Raw genomic sequence first — 16,949 nt, 5'->3', positions numbered from 1 at the left:
CCGCGACCTCACGGCTCGACTACGCACGGGCTCTCAAATGACTTGACGGCTCGTAAAGATTTTTTGCAGTCGCTTACGCTCGGCAAAAAATCCGAGCCTACCGCGGAATACGCGCCTTCGCTTCGCTCTCCATGGCGCGCATCGGTAGTGTTCAATGTCATAGCGTCTATCGTAATAGTGATACGCTTCTAATGCTGTGATTTCATTACGTCGTTCACCAGCGAGTCCTAACCAGAGTGGATTTTTATATAAAGATTTACCGTTAGCATCAACCGCAACCAATTGCACAACAGTAACAGGATGCTCATATCCTTTAAATTGCTTTGAACCACGCAGTAATTGGTCACGCCATATTTTAATCTCCAATTGGTAAGTTTTGCCACTGCGGGTTGTAATGGGTTGCTGCACAATCTCATCGGATTCACGGTGAGTCGTGCTGTCGTTTAGTTTCATCGCATCACCATAGCGTTTTATACTTCCTGAGGTATTATCTTCTATTGATGCGGGCGCGAAAACATTACGGGTACTGTTAAAACGGAAAAGATGTACCCAATTGGGATTTTCGCTAACCAGTTTACGGCAAGCTTCTGTACCATATTTTGAATCAGCCACGCTAACCACCAATTTATGAGTAAGCGCTAAGTCTGCAATACAACGGTTAATTTGCTGCATCCCAACTACATTGCCTTTTTCATCGCTTTTAACGCGCCTCGTATCCAGTGGAACTAACCAATGCTTTTCTTGAGCTGCACCATCATTGGGCAATAGTGATACCGTTGAATATTCATGTCCAATGGTAATCGGTTTGTTACCCGGTGCTGGATTAGGGCTGTAAACCACATGGCGATCTTCAACACAGTGTGCACTTTGACGCGACTGTGGTGTCGTATCCGCAATAATGATCACACGGTCATCGCTATGACTCACATGTTCATATTGTATTTTCATCATGCTATCCCAACAATTTGCTACCGACAAACCATCGCTAATCGCATCGGTAATACTACTGTATTCACGTTCAAAGTATGGCGATTCACATAATTCTATGGGTGTTTTGCAGCGATGGCCATGGCTTGAAAGGGCATCGAGTAAATTCATATTGGCATCGCGTCGCGCGGGGAAGATGTTGTAGAGGAATGTACGGAATTGTTTTAGTTTTTCTGTCGCTAACATCGTTTGTTCCTTATTTTATTTTTTCGAACAAACGTTGTTTACAACGTAAAATTTTTTTTCGGTTTCTATGTCAAGCAATTTTTAATTATTTTTATAAATTTATCCAAAGTCCAATGTATTGTCACCGCCATCGATGGAAGTGTCACTGCTATAATAAAAAAGCGTGTCATCTCCAGCACCGCCAAGCAGTGTGTCTGCACCGGTTCCACCCATTAAAGAATCATCTCCTGCACCGCCTGAAATCGTGAGAGGCGAAGTGTAAGTTTGTGCATTGACGTTTACTGCATTTGAACCTGTTAACGCTGATCCATCGATGTTGGTAATATCAGCAGCACTAGTCAGATTAATTGTGTAACTACCATTATCTAACAAATTCACTAATTCAACGCCCGATAAATTATTGGTTAATGTGAATGCGCCACCACCGGTAAGCTCGAGCGTGTCCGTACCGCCGCCTCCGCTGATGCTATCGCCGGCGTTATAATTAGCTACTGTTGTAATGATGGTGTCGTTTAAGCTGCCACCAACCACAGTGTCCACACCAGCAGTTAATGTAAATGTATCTGCGACTTCAGAAACATGAATTGTGGCGGTATCGTCTGCGGTGCTAAAAGCAGTTGTGTCTCCACGGACAGAAACATCCACTTTATTGCCGACTGTGCCACTTGATTGATCCCATGCGTAGAAAGAAAAACTAGCGGTTGTACCAGAAAGTGTATCAGGAACAAAGCGTATTGAATCTGCTTCAGATAGTAGCAATGCGCTCGTAAGATCAACTGTGTCAATGTTAGTCCAGTTGCCACCCTCTAATCTGTATTGCCAAGTCCCATTACCACTTCCGGTTTCGGTGGCATAAATAGCCATACCGAAAGAAGCAGAATCTACGTCGGTGACGCTTCCGCTAAGAAGAGAACTCACCGTATCTCCTGAATTAGTGGCGTTATCTTCAGTAATTTGTGTTAGCTCTGGCGAAGAGGGGGATAACAGTGGAGCGTCGTTGATCGCGAGCACTCCGATGGTTGAAGCAATATTAAAATCACCCGCATCAACTCCACCATTATTCGTGCCGCCACTATCTTGCAGATAGGTTAATGTCGCGACGCGGTTACCGGAGGTAGGATTTTGCGAAACGTTTTGATACTGCAACTCGTTAATCAAGGTTTGTGCATCTGACACGGAGATATTTCCATTTCGAGTAATGCTAACGGTTGCTGTATCTCCAGTCACAGAAATCGACACGTTAACGCCACCGGGCCCTGTGTTGCCTGCTATGCCATCGGTTAAATTAAAAGTAGCGCCATCAACAATAATCTGTTCGCTACTACCATCTGTTAGACCAGAAACCTCAAAGCGTATTTCTTCGATGCGTTGTCCCACTTCAATGGTATTCAAGCGTGTCGCGATGCTCGTGATAGATTATTGCCATCCCTGTCAATAATCGACTCGCAATACGCGACAACTTAAATAGCCGCGGACGTCCTCGTCGCCCGCGCTCCGCGACCTCACGGCTCGACTACGCACGGGCTCTCAAATGACTTGACGGCTCGTAAAGATTTTTTGCAGTCGCTTACGCTCGGCAAAAAATCCGAGCCTACCGCGGAATACGCGCCTTCGCTTCGCTCTCCATGGCGCGCATCGAATGACGGCGCCCATAAATAAACCTTGCGCAGCGCCGTCTTCTGTAAAAATGGGGTTACTTGGAACTGCAAACAACGTGGGTGGATCGTTTACTGGCCCATGAGCTTGAGGGGGTAAAGTTCTTTCTAATGCAGCCTGCTGCAATGTTAATAAATTGTTGACGAAGATCATCTATTATATTGTATTCAGGCTTTTTTAATTCAAAAGGTGCCGCTTCGGGATTCGTAAACGTAATGCTTTCTTTTGGAGATGCTTCTGGTTTTTCGGTGGTTTCTGCTTCTCTAGGTGTCTGCTCTGTGAGAACCAGTTTCTCTGCGGGTTTTGCCGCTTCTTGTACAGGCGTCGGGGTTGTTGGAACCTCATGTACGGCTCCCTGATAGTCATTTTCGACACTCATGGGTAGCTGTCCTGGGTGTGACAAAACCACCTGGCTGTTGCTAGGTAATAAAATTAAATCATTGGGAAAGATTTGGGTACCTTCAGATGCGACTAAAACCTGCCCAAATCTCACGATTCGGATGGTTTCATGACTCTTTATCTCCGTTATCCTCCCTTCCTGAGAGACTCGATAAATGTCCATTTCCGCGACCTCGCGATTCCATGAATCCGTAAATCCTTATAGATTAAGTATAGCAAAATGGTCAAAATTTATACATATATAGTGAAAATCACTTATTTATTAGATGGTTATCGGTTACCTCTATTGCTTTGATTACCTCCTTAAAAAACGGCTATAGATTCTTCGCTGCTACGAATCCTCTTATTTCTTTGCTATCCTACTTTGTTAGCCATTCATCGTTAAATTAAGGAACATAAGTCATGTTAGACCCCAAAGAACTGCGAAATAACATCGATCAAATTGCCAAGCAATTACGGCGACGCGGTTTTGAACTCGATATCAATGAATTCAATATACTAGAAGAAAAACGTAAAGTTTTACAAAAAGAAACTCAAGAGCTGCAAACAAAGCGCAATCACGTGTCAAAGCAGATCGGCATGGCTAAATCCAAGGGGGAGGATGCTTCTGCGATGATGGAAGAAGTCGCTAATTTAGGCGATGAGCTCAAGCGCAATGAAATTGAACTCGAAAAATTGCAACAGCAGCTATTAAATTTTCAATTAATGATTCCTAACTTGCCACAAGAGTCAGTACCCGATGGCACGAGTGAAAAAGACAACAAAGAAATTCGCAAGTGGGGTAAGACCCCAGAGTTTGACTTCAAACCTAAAGATCATGTCGAACTCGGTGAACACAATAAACTCATCGATTTTGAAGCGGCAGCGAAATTATCGGGTTCACGGTTTGTGGTGTTACGAGACAATCTCGCTAGAATGCAACGTGCTTTAGCGCAATTCATGTTGGATTTACACATCGAAGAACACGGGTATAAAGAAGTTTATGTGCCGTATTTAGTTCACGAGCGCTGTTTATTTGGCACGGGCCAGTTGCCAAAATTTCGTGAAGATTTATTTGAAGTAAAAGGTGATTGGAATTTAATGCTTATTCCAACGGCTGAAGTGCCGATGGTCAATTTGGTGCGAGATGACATTATCGATGCCATTGAGTTGCCAATTAAATTAGTCGGACAAACACCGAGTTTTCGTAGTGAAGCGGGATCTTATGGTAAAGATACGCGCGGCATGATTCGCATGCATCAATTTCAAAAAGTGGAGTTGGTGCAGGTAGTCAAGCCAGAAAATTCTGCACGTGCGCATGAAGAAATGACAGGGCAGGCGGAGAAAGTGTTGCAGTTGCTGGAGTTGCCATATCGCGTTGTTGAATTATGCACGGGTGATTTAGGTTTTTCTGCGACTAAAACGTATGATTTAGAAGTTTGGTTGCCCGCTCAAAATTGTTATCGTGAAATTTCATCATGCAGTAATTGTGGTGATTTTCAAGCGCGACGCATGCAAGCGCGCTGGCGTCCGGCGCAAAATGCTAAACCGGAGTTGTTGCACACGCTAAATGCTTCTGGTTTAGCGATTGGCCGCACACTTGTCGCGATTATGGAAAATTATCAAACTGCAGACGGCCGTATTCGTGTACCGCGAGAGTTGAAGCGCTATATGGGTGATGCAGAGTTTGTTTAAAATGTGTTTTAATTATTTAATATAGGGATATTCACGGTGTGTCTACACATAAAGGCTCTGTACAAGCCTTAAGTTATTTTACATTTACCGATAAACATAGTTAAATATTGACACAAGCATTGCATTAATAGAGTAAGTGAATGCTTGCAAAATCCATGCTTATTTTGCGCGTCAAGAAAAAAATTGAGTAAAGAATTTTTTTTAAGTAAATTCCGTTATTTTCAATAGCGGAAGGAGGGTTGCTATGAATTGGACTTTGGATAAATTTATAAAAATAATTAAAAATTGCTTGACATAGAAACCGAAAAAAAATTTTACGTTGTAAACAACGTTTGTTCGAAAAAATAAAATAAGGAACAAACGATGTTAGCGACAGAAAAACTAAAACAATTCCGTACATTCCTCTACAACATCTTCCCCGCGCGACGCGATGCCAATATGAATTTACTCGATGCCCTTTCAAGCCATGGCCATCGCTGCAAAACACCCATAGAATTATGTGAATCGCCATACTTTGAACGTGAATACAGTAGTATTACCGATGCGATTAGCGATGGTTTGTCGGTAGCAAATTGTTGGGATAGCATGATGAAAATACAATATGAACATGTGAGTCATAGCGATGACCGTGTGATCATTATTGCGGATACGACACCACAGTCGCGTCAAAGTGCACACTGTGTTGAAGATCGCCATGTGGTTTACAGCCCTAATCCAGCACCGGGTAACAAACCGATTACCATTGGACATGAATATTCAACGGTATCACTATTGCCCAATGATGGTGCAGCTCAAGAAAAGCATTGGTTAGTTCCACTGGATACGAGGCGCGTTAAAAGCGATGAAAAAGGCAATGTAGTTGGGATGCAGCAAATTAACCGTTGTATTGCAGACTTAGCGCTTACTCATAAATTGGTGGTTAGCGTGGCTGATTCAAAATATGGTACAGAAGCTTGCCGTAAACTGGTTAGCGAAAATCCCAATTGGGTACATCTTTTCCGTTTTAACAGTACCCGTAATGTTTTCGCGCCCGCATCAATAGAAGATAATACCTCAGGAAGTATAAAACGCTATGGTGATGCGATGAAACTAAACGACAGCACGACTCACCGTGAATCCGATGAGATTGTGCAGCAACCCATTACAACCCGCAGTGGCAAAACTTACCAATTGGAGATTAAAATATGGCGTGACCAATTACTGCGTGGTTCAAAGCAATTTAAAGGATATGAGCATCCTGTTACTGTTGTGCAATTGGTTGCGGTTGATGCTAACGGTAAATCTTTATATAAAAATCCACTCTGGTTAGGACTCGCTGGTGAACGACGTAATGAAATCACAGCATTAGAAGCCTATCACTATTACGATAGACGCTATGACATTGAACACTACTTTCGTTTTGGTAAAGACAAACTGTTATTTGACCGATACCAAACACCGGATGTTAAGCACGAAGAAGATTGGTGGCGGATGACAGCATTAGCGTATACGCAACTTTATCTAGCGAGGAATCTTGCCCCGATTTTACCGAAAAAATGGGAGCGGTATTTGCCGAGCTTCCAAGTGGATAACGAAAAACCATCAATAACTGCGACCCCTTCACAAACGCAACGGGGTTTTTCTACGGTGCTTGATACCGTTGGCACGCCTGCTAATCTCTGCAAACCACGCGGTAATCCGCAAGGCAGAACCAAAGGTGATACGCAGGGGAAACGCACGCGACATCCTGCTATTTTCAAAAATAGCAACTCAAAAATTAAAACGATTCAGAGGACTGAAGAAAAGACGCAAAACTCAGACCCTGAAAAAATAGAGGATTTGATTGGGATAGTAAAATCATGGTTGGATAAAATAAATTTTACACCTGAGAAATTCTACGAATTGCTGCAAAAAACAGCTTAAGATTTAGAAACTCACATTTTTTGATTATTGTCCTAACTGGCAAGGGATTTTATTTATCCAAAGTCCAAAGTTGAGATTTATCGGACATATTTTCTGTCCGATAGATCGGATTCTAATTACTCCTCTACCAGTTGCGTGTCGTGATTACTGTGCGCCTTATTCAATTCATCTGCCGACACGCTTGGAATAGTTTTACATAGTTTATCTAATTCTTTTTCTTGTGCCAAATGCTTTGCATCAAGAAAAGTTTGCATGGGTGTTTTTCCATAACAACGCTCGCCGGAATGGGGCCTGACCTCATTATATGTTTTGATCCACGCATCAACGTCTTGTTGTAATTCTTCTAGGGAACGATATATTTTTTTTCGAAAAGCAACATCATAAAATTCTTGTTTAATCGTTTTATGAAAACGTTCACAAATACCATTGGTCTGCGGAGAACGTGCGCGTGTTTTCGAATGGTCAATGTCTTCAACTGCTAAATAAAGTTGATAGGCGTGGTTCTCAATTTTTCCACAATATTCCGTCCCGCGATCCGTGAGCATACGCAGCAATCGGATACCTTGCTCATTAAACCATGGCAATACACGTTCATTTAATAAATGAGCTGCCGTCATCGCTGTTTTCTCCGTGTATAACTTCGCAAAAGCGATACGTAGCCACACCGAACGAACTCCGCTGCTCGATACGATAATGCCTCGCGCCAGTAATTCATTGGCCGCACGTGCCTGACCTAACGCTGGGTTTTCAATAGCCAAAGCAATTACCCCTTCTTCTACATGTAGCGGCACTCTATTTTTTTCATTCGGTTTCTTCTTACTCATATCATGGAGTGCTTCTTCGCCACCATTTTCATAAAGTGTTTTGAAACGGTAAAAACTGTCGCGTGAATAACCCATAACCTTACAGGCTTGTGAAACATTTCCCAATTGTTTAGACAGCTCTAGTAAACCTAATTTGGGTTTGATAATCTTTTCGGATACACTGGTCATAATGACACTCCTCGTGTTGGTTGTTTAAGGTTGGTCAATTAAATTTGACTCTAACTGACCAGGAGTGTCAGATCAAGTCTGAAGGTTTACACACAAACACTGTTGCCGCCTGCAATCACTACTATTTTATATTTTGTGATTTTTGGCCGTGTTATTGGATCGCGTGTTGGGCAAATGGGTGGCTATGAATATATTCAATATATTGCGCCTGGGTTGATTATGATGAATATTATTATGAGCTCTTATGCGAGCGCAGTCGGATCATTTTTTAGCGCAAAGTTTCAAAGAAGCATCGAAGAAATATTGGTGTCGCCGATGTCGAATACGTCTATTTTATTCGGTTACATGAGCGGCGGTATTTTACGAGGAATTTTAGTGGGCATCGTCGTGACTGCGATTGCGCTGTTTTTTACACATTTGCAGGTTTATTCCTATTGGGACGTTATTTTTGTGACCCTATTTTCAGCCGCCATTTTTTCATTGGCAGGCATTATCAATGCAGTCATGGCAAAGTCGTTTGACGATATTTCCATTATTCCCACCTTCGTGTTAACTCCGTTGACGTATTTAGGCGGTGTTTTTTATTCCATAACATTGCTGCCTCATGTGTGGCAGTATATTTCATTAGTAAATCCCATCGTTTATATCGTAGATAATTTTCGTTATGGTTTTTTAGGTGTCAGTGCGAGTCATGTGTTAACGGCCTATATTATCATGCTGGCTTTTTTATTGATTTTGTTTGGAATCGCTTTTTATATGGTGAAAAGAGGCGTTGGGTTAAGGGAGTAAATTCGTATTCTAAAATAATACCAGTGTGCATATATTATGTTTTACAGTATTGAAATTGGTATTCTATTGCAAATTTACTATATTTTTAACTGTGGAATGCCTAATGGTTGTCATTCCTGAGCATTCGAGAAAAAATAGGAGAACTACACGCTGGCGTTGTGAGCAAGCCTATCATCAGGGGGATGAGACAATGGGAAGCCTAATACGTCACTGTAATTCACCACTATAGAGAGTTATAGCTCGGTGCATGCCAACCGTTAGGCATTTCATTACTACACAACTCTTTGATTATACTTTCCCTATTATCATTATCATGCTAGCCTTATTAGAGGAACCTCAGTTCTGGATAACTGCGTATAAATTATTCTTTATATTGTTGGTTTTTATTCCTGGTTTGTTTGGTCGCCAAGAATAGGCAATTAGCGCTGCAAGGGTATTGACTAAAAAATTAATCGGACTACGATGACGCGAATGCTCAACATGATACAAGTTTTTCAACTGATCGATAATCGTTTCTACGATGCCACGTTGTTTTAGGAAAAACTTTTCAAATGCAGAAAGCATTTTGTTCTTCATATTTTTACGGACTTTTGTCACAAATTTTAAATCGTGTTTTGCCAAATCGTCCGCAAGATCTTTTCCAAGATACCCTTTATCGCCAGCGCCCAACCCCTTTAAATTAGCCATTAATTTTCTAACAACAGCGCGATCATCCACGTTCCCTTTCGTTAAACAAAAACGGATTAATTCCCCTTGATGATTAATCACAATATGTAGTTTAAAGCCGTAAACCCAGCCCATTGTGCTTTTACTGCGTTTAGCAATGCCTTTGAAAACCTTGTTTCGATAAATTCGTTTATTGTGGCATACGCGTAGTGTAGTTGAGTCAATATAATACAATCCCGTGTGTTTGCCCTTTCTCGAAAGCAAATAGGCGGCGAGCATCATTAGCGCTGCTGATTGGCAGGCGACAAAACGTGTGTAACTCAGCGCCGTAGGAAAATACTTCTTCATGTCTTGTAAAACACATCCACAATAAAAATCCTTAAATGTGCGATAGTGACTCATTTGAAACAACACAATGATGGTGCCAATTTCAGACAAGCTCATTTGCATCGCTCGATCTCGTTTTCTGTCTGGGTTCGGTAGCAAATACTTTGATTGACCTTTCAAATAATCCTTGCAAAAATCATCCATATCACAAAAAATCTCCGTGACCGGTGCCAACATGATTAACTCCTGTTACATTATTTAGCTGTAATTTTGGAGCTAAATTTTAGCGGTTCCGGTCTTTTTTTCAATTATTTCATTCACTTATTCCTTTTCTTATACAGAACTCAGGTTAGAGGAGTAAAATATAATATAAGGAGAATTAACATGGCTGTTTCACTCTACTTGGCTAAAGTCTTTGGCCTTTATCTCACGGCAATCGCCCTGGGAATGCTCATCAATCGAAAACACTTTCACGCCGCTATTGAAAACATGTCTGAACATGCAGGTCTGATGTTTTTATCGGCTGTTCTCACTTTAATAGTCAGTTCTTTTTTAGTGGCGATGCATAACGTTTGGATCGGTGGTTGGCAAATTATTATCACATTAATTTGCTGGATCATCTTTGCAAAAGGTGTATTGCGCGTGATATTTCCGGGTTGTGACAAGACGTGGACGACCATGCTAAAAAACGATGGACTGTATTACATATCAGCGCTGATCAGTTTGGGTTTTGGCATTTATTTGCTTTATGCGGGCTGGGCTTACATGGCTTAAGTTGGCAGCGTTTGTCGGTGACCGATGGGCTTCCACGCTTGAGAAATAACATTTGGCGTTGGCGAGCAGTTTAGCAGCGGGGCAGGTGCAATTTGAAACTCCCCAAATCGTTCTTTGGCATTCCAAGGTTCGATCACCGTGAAACTATTAGGCTTATTTAATTTAGCTGCATATTTTGCAGTTGTTTTATCGCCACTTACGCCGATAGAGCAGGTGAGATGAGAGGCTTGCCACACCTTCTCTTTAGCCATTTTGCCCATTTTAATTGGATTACCATGCAATTTTTGGCAGTGGGTCACCTCTAAAAAGGCTTCATCGACTGAAAACACCTCAACGTCCGGTGTAATATCTTCCAACGCTTTCATGATACGCCCTGAAACCTCAGCGTAACGCTTGGGACGGGACGAACAACGGATCAACTGTGGACACACTTGACGAGCATCGTGGAAGCGCATACCGGTTTTTATGCCGTAAGCACGAGCCTCATAAGAGCAGGTAATAATGCAACTGCCTTGAAGTCCGTTTGTGACAGCAACAGGTTTGCTGCGCAGTTTCAAATTATCGAGCTGCTCAATTGATGCAAAAAAAGCATCCATATCCCAGGGTTTAGTGGTATTTGTGTTCATTTTTTAATCATTAATGACCGTTTTGCGATAACGCTGAACAACAATGCCTTTTTGGTTGTCGGTGATTGTTGCGTGAGCACTACCCGTACTATCTTCTAACAGTATCAGCAATGAGACCATTAAGTGTTTTAAATCATTACTCGATCGACTCATGAGTGTGTCCTCATTGAAGTATAAAGTAGCTGTGTATTTATCCATGGTAGTGGCCTTTGAAAGTGACAGGAGATAGAGTACATAAAGAGAACGAAAGAGTAAAGTGGAAAAAATTAGGCATTGGCCAGGGATTTTGATAAGCAATTGAAATTCATTATCTGTCTAAAAAGCCACCAAATTAACAACGCTTACAGCGAATCAACGCAGTAACGCTTTTGACAAAAGGATACCCACAAAGTTATTCACAGATTTTGTGGATATTATTCTCACTGCACTTAAAATCCCAATTTTGCATTTTACCGTTCGATTCGTTACAATAATTTGCTTTTACCGATTTATCCATGAAAAACACACCTTTACAAATTTGCAACGAAACAATTCACCCCGGTGAAAATTTATCATTGTCATTACCGCTGCCTGAATTATTTAGCTGTGCACCACTTTATATGCCGATTAAAGTGTTACACGGTAAACAAGCCGGTCCTTGTTTATTAGTAACAGCAGCGATGTATGGCAATGAAATCAATGGCACCGAAATTATTAATCGCCTTTTAGAAGTCGCTGCGTTGAAACGTTTGCGAGGGACATTAATAGCCGTTCCTGTGCTGAACGTTTACGGACTAATTAATCGCTCACGTTACTTACCCGGTGGTTTTGATTTGGATCGTTGTTTTCCTGGATCTAAATCGGGCACGCATGGCGCATATCTTTACCGAAGAGATTTTCAGCAAAGCAGATGTCTGTATTTTGGACTTTGGATAAATAAAATCCCTTGCCAGTTAGGACAATAATCAAAAAATGTGAGTTTCTAAATCTTAACCTGTTTTTTGCAGCAATTCGTAGAATTGCTCAGGTGTAAAATTTATTTTATCCAACCATGATTTTACTATCCCAATCAAATCCTCTATTTTTTCAGGGTCTGAGTTTTGCGTCTTTTCTTCAGTCCTCTGAATCGTTTTAATTTTTGAGTTGCTATTTTTGAAAATAGCAGGATGTCGCGTGCGTTTCCCCTGCGTATCACCTTTGGTTCTGCCTTGCGGATTACCGCGTGGTTTGCAGAGATTAGCAGGCGTGCCAACGGTATCAAGCACCGTAGAAAAACCCCGTTGCGTTTGTGAAGGGGTCGCAGTTATTGATGGTTTTTCGTTATCCACTTGGAAGCTCGGCAAATACCGCTCCCATTTTTTCGGTAAAATCGGGGCAAGATTCCTCGCTAGATAAAGTTGCGTATACGCTAATGCTGTCATCCGCCACCAATCTTCTTCGTGCTTAACATCCGGTGTTTGGTATCGGTCAAATAACAGTTTGTCTTTACCAAAACGAAAGTAGTGTTCAATGTCATAGCGTCTATCGTAATAGTGATACGCTTCTAATGCTGTGATTTCATTACGTCGTTCACCAGCGAGTCCTAACCAGAGTGGATTTTTATATAAAGATTTACCGTTAGCATCAACCGCAACCAATTGCACAACAGTAACAGGATGCTCATATCCTTTAAATTGCTTTGAACCACGCAGTAATTGGTCACGCCATATTTTAATCTCCAATTGGTAAGTTTTGCCACTGCGGGTTGTAATGGGTTGCTGCACAATCTCATCGGATTCACGGTGAGTCGTGCTGTCGTTTAGTTTCATCGCATCACCATAGCGTTTTATACTTCCTGAGGTATTATCTTCTATTGATGCGGGCGCGAAAACATTACGGGTACTGTTAAAACGGAAAAGATGTACCCAATTGGGATTTTCGCTAACCAGTTTACGGCAAGCTTCTGTACCATATTTTGAATCAGCCACGCTAACCACCAATTTATGAGTAAGCGCTAAGTCTGCAATACAACGGTTAATTTGCTGCATCCCAACTACATTGCCTTTTTCATCGCTTTTAACGCGCCTCGTATCCAGTGGAACTAACCAATGCTTTTCTTGAGCTGCACCATCATTGGGCAATAGTGATACCGTTGAATATTCATGTCCAATGGTAATCGGTTTGTTACCCGGTGCTGGATTAGGGCTGTAAACCACATGGCGATCTTCAACACAGTGTGCACTTTGACGCGACTGTGGTGTCGTATCCGCAATAATGATCACACGGTCATCGCTATGACTCACATGTTCATATTGTATTTTCATCATGCTATCCCAACAATTTGCTACCGACAAACCATCGCTAATCGCATCGGTAATACTACTGTATTCACGTTCAAAGTATGGCGATTCACATAATTCTATAGGTGTTTTGCAGCGATGGCCATGGCTTGAAAGGGCATCGAGTAAATTCATATTGGCATCGCGTCGCGCGGGGAAGATGTTGTAGAGGAATGTACGGAATTGTTTTAGTTTTTCTGTCGCTAACATCGTTTGTTCCTTATTTTATTTTTTCGAACAAACGTTGTTTACAACGTAAAATTTTTTTTCGGTTTCTATGTCAAGCAATTTTTAATTATTTTTATAAATTTATCCAAAGTCCAATGTATTGATTTGCAAACAGGATTTATTAATTATACCAACTTACCACAAATTCATGTGGATTTTAGGGATGAGCCAGCAAAAGCACTAGCACAGGCGTTTAATGCACCCGTTATTTCCAATGCAACCTATGAAAAAGGGATGTTGCGCGAAGTTGCTCATAAAGAGAAAAAACCATTTTTAACGTATGAAGCCGGTGAGGCGAGGCGCTTTGATGAGCATGCCATTAAAGTGGGCTTGAGAGGCATTTTAAATGTTATGCGAATACTAGAAATGCTGCCTGAAAAAACACCTAAAAAAGAACCGCCACTACAAAGTTTTTTCACAGAAAAAAATATTTGGGTGCGAGCCTCAACGAGCGGCATTAGCCACACTAAACACAAATTAGGCCAACACGTCGAAAAAAATGAAGCCTTATGTGTGATTAAAGATCCATTTGGTGCAACTGATAGCGTCACAATTAAAAGTCCTGAAGAAGCAATCATTGTGGGCAAAAATAATTTGCCTTTGGTGCATGAAGGTGAGGCATTATTTCAATTGGCGATCTTTCCAAGAATGGAGCATGCAGCAACTCACCTTGGAGAATGGAAGGAAAAAAGTACGAAACGATTAGCGGGCGCAGAATAAATCATGGCAGAAGCACATAAAAAGTCGCCTTTGTCAGCGCTTGGGCTTATCATTTGGGTGATTGCTGCTTTATTTGTAAACCTTCAGACTTGATCTGACACTCCTGGTCAGTTAGAGTAAAATTTAATTGACCAACCTTAAACAACCAACACGAGGAGTGTCATTATGACCAGTGTATCCGAAAAGATTATCAAACCCAAATTAGGTTTACTAGAGCTGTCTAAACAATTGGGAAATGTTTCACAAGCCTGCAAGGTTATGGGTTATTCACGCGACAGTTTTTACCGTTTCAAAACACTTTATGAAAATGGTGGCGAAGAAGCACTCCATGATATGAGTAAGAAGAAACCGAATGAAAAAAATAGAGTGCCGTTACATGTAGAAGAAGCGGTAATTGCTTTGGCTATTGAAAACCCAGCGTTAGGTCAGGCACGTGCGGCCAATGAATTACTGGCGCGAGGCATTATCGTATCGAGCAGCGGAGTTCGTTCGGTGTGGCTACGTAATGATCTAGAGACTTTTAAGAAGCGACTAAAAGCGCTTGAAGCGAAATCGGCGCAAGACGGTATGTTATTAACGGAAGAACAATGACAAGCATTAGAAAAATCAAAACGAGAAAAAGAAGCGCACGGCGAGATTGAAACAGAACACCCAGGTTATTTAGGTTCTCAGGATACGTATTATGTTGGCACGATGAAGGGCGTTGGCCGTATTTATGAGCAGACTTTTGTCGATACCTATAGCAGAATCGCTTTTGCGAAGTTATACACGGAGAAAACAGCGATGACGGCAGCTCATTTATTAAATGAACGTGTATTGCCATGGTTTAATGAGCAAGGTATCCGATTGCTGCGTATGCTCACGGATCGCGGGACGGAATATTGTGGAAAAATTGAGAACCACGCCTATCAACTTTATTTAGCAGTTGAAGACATTGACCATTCGAAAACACGCGCACGTTCTCCGCAGACCAATGGTATTTGTGAACGTTTTCATAAAACGATTAAACAAGAATTTTATGATGTTGCTTTTCGAAAAAAAATATATCGTTCCCTAGAAGAATTACAACAAGACGTTGATGCGTGGATCAAAACATATAATGAGGTCAGGCCCCATTCCGGCGAGCGTTGTTATGGAAAAACACCCATGCAAACTTTTCTTGATGCAAAGCATTTGGCACAAGAAAAAGAATTAGATAAACTATGTAAAACTATTCCAAGCGTGTCGGCAGATGAATTGAATAAGGCGCACAGTAATCACGACACGCAACTGGTAGAGGAGTAATTAGAATCCGATCTATCGGACAGAAAATATGTCCGATAAATCTCAACTGTCAGATCAAGTCGAGAGTTCTACACATGATGACTATTTTTGAAGGCTATGGCTCTTTATTATTAACAGGTGTGGCAATGACACTGGCGGTGTCGTTGTCCGCGCTTGTTTTAGGTATGTTGTTAGCTATTTTAACAACGTTGATAGAGTTAAGCTCTTTTCAATGGCTGAAAAAGATTGTCAGTGGCGTGAATTCATTAATTCGTGGATTACCTGAACTGTTGGTCTTGTTTGGAATTTATTTTGGTGGTTCGGTATTATTAACAGAATTGCTGAATCGTCCAATGCAAGTCAGTGCGTTTATATCCGGTGTGTTGGCACTCGCATTAATTTTTGCATCCTATGCATCGCAAACATTACGTGGTGCATTTTCAGCAATTCCGAAAGGGCAAGCGGAAGCAGGGAAGGCATTAGGTTTATCGGGTTGCTGGGTGTTTCTCAAGATACTATTGCCGCAGGCTTGGCGACATGCATTGCCGGGTTTAAGTAATTTATGGTTGGTCTTATTGAAAGACAGTGCGTTGGTTGCGCTGATAGGGTTAGGCGATTTAATGAATAAAGCACAATTAGCCGCTAGCACCACGCATCAACCCTTGAAATTTTACATGATTGCGGCTTGTTTGTTTTTAATATTAACAACAGTATCGCAGTTGGTATTAAATCGTTTCATTCGCACGGCAAATAAATCGTTACAATGATGAATGTATTACACTATATTCCGCAATTATTATCAGGCACGGTAGTGACCCTGCAATTAATGGTAGTCGCATTGGCGTTAGGCCTTTGTTTAGCGCTGTTGTTAACGGCTTGTCTGGAATCCGGAAAAATTTATTTAAAAGCACCTATCGATGCGTTTGTTTTTGTCATGCGTGGGACTCCCTTGTTGGTGCAGTTTTTTATTATTTATTATGGTAGTGGTCAATTGTTTTGGCTGCGAGAGACTTTTTTGTGGTCGATATTAAAACACCCATTTGGTTGTGCAGTCATTGCGCTTGCCTTAAATACCAGTGCATACACAGCAGTTTTATTCCGAGGTGCTATACATTCTGTGCCGCAGGGGGAAATAGAAGCGTGTTATGCATTGGGATTATCAAAATGGCAAATGTATCGACGTATTATATTACCGAGAGCATTTCGAATCGTTTTGCCCGCTTATTCAAACGAAGTGATTATGATTTTAAAAAGCACTTCGTTGGCGAGCACGATCACACTCATGGATTTGATGGGTGTTACGCGCCACTTAATTGCGCTGAACTTTGAAACAATTCCCATGTTGATTTTAGCGGGCATCATTTATTTGCTGCTCAATGGAATCGTGATGGGGGTGTTTACGCTATTCGAGCGAAAGTTATCCATGAAGCATTATTCCATAGCGAGCAGCTCATAATTTGTAA

At 41.5% G+C, this 16,949-nt stretch carries 17 protein-coding genes and 1 pseudogene; 10 read left to right on the top strand and 8 right to left on the bottom strand.

Annotation, left to right across the window (positions count from 1 at the left end; genetic code table 11):
* Positions 1-33 precede the first annotated feature (33 nt).
* Together ACJMKR_RS06040 and ACJMKR_RS06035 are read right to left on the bottom strand one after the other, a co-directional pair.
* A complete protein-coding gene (locus ACJMKR_RS06040) occupies positions 34-1,173 on the bottom strand; it encodes a transposase (RefSeq protein WP_423062305.1) in 1,140 nt (379 codons plus the stop codon).
* A 99-nt stretch (positions 1,174-1,272) separates the two neighbouring features.
* Positions 1,273-2,565 (bottom strand): hypothetical protein, encoded by a 1,293-nt coding sequence (locus ACJMKR_RS06035; RefSeq protein ID WP_423062304.1) that lies wholly within the window; start codon positions 2,563-2,565, stop codon positions 1,273-1,275.
* A gap of 144 nt (positions 2,566-2,709) precedes the next feature.
* Here ACJMKR_RS06035 and ACJMKR_RS06030 point away from each other — a divergent pair, with 144 nt between their 5' ends.
* On the top strand, positions 2,710-2,832 hold the full coding sequence (locus tag ACJMKR_RS06030) for a hypothetical protein (protein WP_423062303.1): 123 nt from the start codon (positions 2,710-2,712) through the stop codon (positions 2,830-2,832).
* Positions 2,833-2,866: 34 nt separating this feature from the next.
* Here ACJMKR_RS06030 and ACJMKR_RS06025 read toward each other — a convergent pair whose 3' ends face one another.
* Positions 2,867-3,391 (bottom strand): hypothetical protein, encoded by a 525-nt coding sequence (locus tag ACJMKR_RS06025; protein ID WP_423062302.1) that lies wholly within the window; start codon positions 3,389-3,391, stop codon positions 2,867-2,869.
* A 239-nt stretch (positions 3,392-3,630) separates the two neighbouring features.
* Here ACJMKR_RS06025 and serS point away from each other — a divergent pair, with 239 nt between their 5' ends.
* Together serS and ACJMKR_RS06015 are read left to right on the top strand one after the other, a co-directional pair.
* Positions 3,631-4,902 (top strand): serine--tRNA ligase, encoded by a 1,272-nt coding sequence (gene serS, locus ACJMKR_RS06020; RefSeq protein ID WP_423062301.1) that lies wholly within the window; start codon positions 3,631-3,633, stop codon positions 4,900-4,902.
* 363 nt (positions 4,903-5,265) lie between these two features.
* Positions 5,266-6,804: a transposase gene (locus tag ACJMKR_RS06015; protein ID WP_423062300.1), complete on the top strand. Its 1,539-nt coding sequence runs from the start codon at positions 5,266-5,268 to the stop codon at positions 6,802-6,804.
* A 116-nt stretch (positions 6,805-6,920) separates the two neighbouring features.
* On the opposite strand, the gene ACJMKR_RS06010 is transcribed toward ACJMKR_RS06015, so the two are convergent.
* Positions 6,921-7,796: an integrase core domain-containing protein gene (locus tag ACJMKR_RS06010; RefSeq protein ID WP_423062299.1), complete on the bottom strand. Its 876-nt coding sequence runs from the start codon at positions 7,794-7,796 to the stop codon at positions 6,921-6,923.
* Positions 7,797-7,850: 54 nt separating this feature from the next.
* Between ACJMKR_RS06010 and ACJMKR_RS06005 the strand changes: the two genes are divergently transcribed.
* Positions 7,851-8,585 carry an ABC transporter permease gene (locus ACJMKR_RS06005; protein ID WP_423064198.1) on the top strand — a complete coding sequence of 245 codons (735 nt, stop codon included), beginning with the start codon at positions 7,851-7,853 and terminating at the stop codon, positions 8,583-8,585.
* Positions 8,586-8,921: 336 nt separating this feature from the next.
* Here the strand turns inward: ACJMKR_RS06005 and ACJMKR_RS06000 are convergent, their stop codons facing one another.
* The gene (locus ACJMKR_RS06000; protein WP_423062298.1) at positions 8,922-9,815 is read right to left on the bottom strand and encodes an IS982 family transposase; all 894 of its coding nucleotides are present in this window, start codon (positions 9,813-9,815) and stop codon (positions 8,922-8,924) included.
* 147 nt (positions 9,816-9,962) lie between these two features.
* On the opposite strand from ACJMKR_RS06000, the gene ACJMKR_RS05995 reads away from it, so the two are divergent.
* Positions 9,963-10,352 (top strand): hypothetical protein, encoded by a 390-nt coding sequence (locus ACJMKR_RS05995; protein ID WP_423062297.1) that lies wholly within the window; start codon positions 9,963-9,965, stop codon positions 10,350-10,352.
* Here ACJMKR_RS05995 and ACJMKR_RS05990 read toward each other — a convergent pair.
* Entirely contained in the window at positions 10,349-10,978 is a 630-nt protein-coding gene (locus ACJMKR_RS05990) for a DNA polymerase Y family protein (RefSeq protein ID WP_423062296.1), read from the bottom strand. The two genes, ACJMKR_RS05995 and ACJMKR_RS05990, sit on opposite strands and share 4 nt — an antisense overlap.
* A 3-nt stretch (positions 10,979-10,981) precedes the next feature.
* Positions 10,982-11,131, bottom strand: coding sequence for a hypothetical protein (locus ACJMKR_RS05985; RefSeq protein WP_423062295.1), 150 nt, complete (start codon positions 11,129-11,131; stop codon positions 10,982-10,984).
* Between the two features lie 341 nt (positions 11,132-11,472).
* Here ACJMKR_RS05985 and ACJMKR_RS05980 point away from each other — a divergent pair, with 341 nt between their 5' ends.
* A complete protein-coding gene (locus ACJMKR_RS05980; RefSeq protein WP_423062294.1) occupies positions 11,473-11,922 on the top strand; it encodes a hypothetical protein in 450 nt (149 codons plus the stop codon).
* A gap of 24 nt (positions 11,923-11,946) precedes the next feature.
* Here the strand turns inward: ACJMKR_RS05980 and ACJMKR_RS05975 are convergent, their stop codons facing one another.
* Positions 11,947-13,485 (bottom strand): transposase, encoded by a 1,539-nt coding sequence (locus tag ACJMKR_RS05975; protein WP_423062293.1) that lies wholly within the window; start codon positions 13,483-13,485, stop codon positions 11,947-11,949.
* Positions 13,486-13,488: 3 nt separating this feature from the next.
* On the opposite strand from ACJMKR_RS05975, the gene ACJMKR_RS05970 reads away from it, so the two are divergent.
* The 4 genes and pseudogenes from ACJMKR_RS05970 to ACJMKR_RS05955 all read left to right on the top strand — a co-directional run bounded on the left by ACJMKR_RS05970 (position 13,489) and on the right by ACJMKR_RS05955 (position 16,942).
* Positions 13,489-14,223, top strand: a complete 735-nt coding sequence (locus tag ACJMKR_RS05970) for a succinylglutamate desuccinylase/aspartoacylase family protein (RefSeq protein ID WP_423062292.1) — start codon at positions 13,489-13,491, stop codon at positions 14,221-14,223.
* Positions 14,224-14,388: 165 nt separating this feature from the next.
* Positions 14,389-15,507: pseudogene (locus ACJMKR_RS05965) on the top strand (IS481 family transposase).
* 74 nt (positions 15,508-15,581) lie between these two features.
* Positions 15,582-16,253 carry an ABC transporter permease gene (locus tag ACJMKR_RS05960; protein ID WP_423062291.1) on the top strand — a complete coding sequence of 224 codons (672 nt, stop codon included), beginning with the start codon at positions 15,582-15,584 and terminating at the stop codon, positions 16,251-16,253.
* On the top strand, positions 16,250-16,942 hold the full coding sequence (locus ACJMKR_RS05955) for an ABC transporter permease (RefSeq protein ID WP_423062290.1): 693 nt from the start codon (positions 16,250-16,252) through the stop codon (positions 16,940-16,942). Before ACJMKR_RS05960 ends, ACJMKR_RS05955 begins: the two co-directional genes overlap by 4 nt.
* Positions 16,943-16,949 lie beyond the last annotated feature (7 nt).

Origin of the sequence: Candidiatus Paracoxiella cheracis (assembly GCF_049348705.1) — a bacterium.
Classification (GTDB): Bacteria; Pseudomonadota; Gammaproteobacteria; order Coxiellales; family Coxiellaceae; genus Paracoxiella; species Paracoxiella cheracis.
Note: the sequence above shows the minus strand (reverse complement) of the source record. Positions and strands in the feature narration are given on the sequence as shown.

Excerpts from the sequence above, each read along its gene's own strand:
- ACJMKR_RS06000 (WP_423062298.1), bottom strand. The coding sequence starts at position 9,815 with ATGTTGGCACCGGTCACGGAGATTTTTTGTGATATGGATGATTTTTGC.
- ACJMKR_RS05985 (WP_423062295.1), bottom strand. The coding sequence starts at position 11,131 with ATGAGTCGATCGAGTAATGATTTAAAACACTTAATGGTCTCATTGCTG.
- ACJMKR_RS05980 (WP_423062294.1), top strand. The coding sequence starts at position 11,473 with ATGAAAAACACACCTTTACAAATTTGCAACGAAACAATTCACCCCGGT.
- ACJMKR_RS05995 (WP_423062297.1), top strand. The coding sequence starts at position 9,963 with ATGGCTGTTTCACTCTACTTGGCTAAAGTCTTTGGCCTTTATCTCACG.
- ACJMKR_RS05955 (WP_423062290.1), top strand. The coding sequence starts at position 16,250 with ATGATGAATGTATTACACTATATTCCGCAATTATTATCAGGCACGGTA.
- ACJMKR_RS05960 (WP_423062291.1), top strand. The coding sequence starts at position 15,582 with ATGATGACTATTTTTGAAGGCTATGGCTCTTTATTATTAACAGGTGTG.
- ACJMKR_RS06025 (WP_423062302.1), bottom strand. The coding sequence starts at position 3,391 with ATGGACATTTATCGAGTCTCTCAGGAAGGGAGGATAACGGAGATAAAG.
- ACJMKR_RS05990 (WP_423062296.1), bottom strand. The coding sequence starts at position 10,978 with ATGAACACAAATACCACTAAACCCTGGGATATGGATGCTTTTTTTGCA.
- ACJMKR_RS06010 (WP_423062299.1), bottom strand. The coding sequence starts at position 7,796 with ATGACCAGTGTATCCGAAAAGATTATCAAACCCAAATTAGGTTTACTA.
- ACJMKR_RS06040 (WP_423062305.1), bottom strand. The coding sequence starts at position 1,173 with ATGTTAGCGACAGAAAAACTAAAACAATTCCGTACATTCCTCTACAAC.
- ACJMKR_RS05975 (WP_423062293.1), bottom strand. The coding sequence starts at position 13,485 with ATGTTAGCGACAGAAAAACTAAAACAATTCCGTACATTCCTCTACAAC.
- serS (WP_423062301.1), top strand. The coding sequence starts at position 3,631 with ATGTTAGACCCCAAAGAACTGCGAAATAACATCGATCAAATTGCCAAG.
- ACJMKR_RS06015 (WP_423062300.1), top strand. The coding sequence starts at position 5,266 with ATGTTAGCGACAGAAAAACTAAAACAATTCCGTACATTCCTCTACAAC.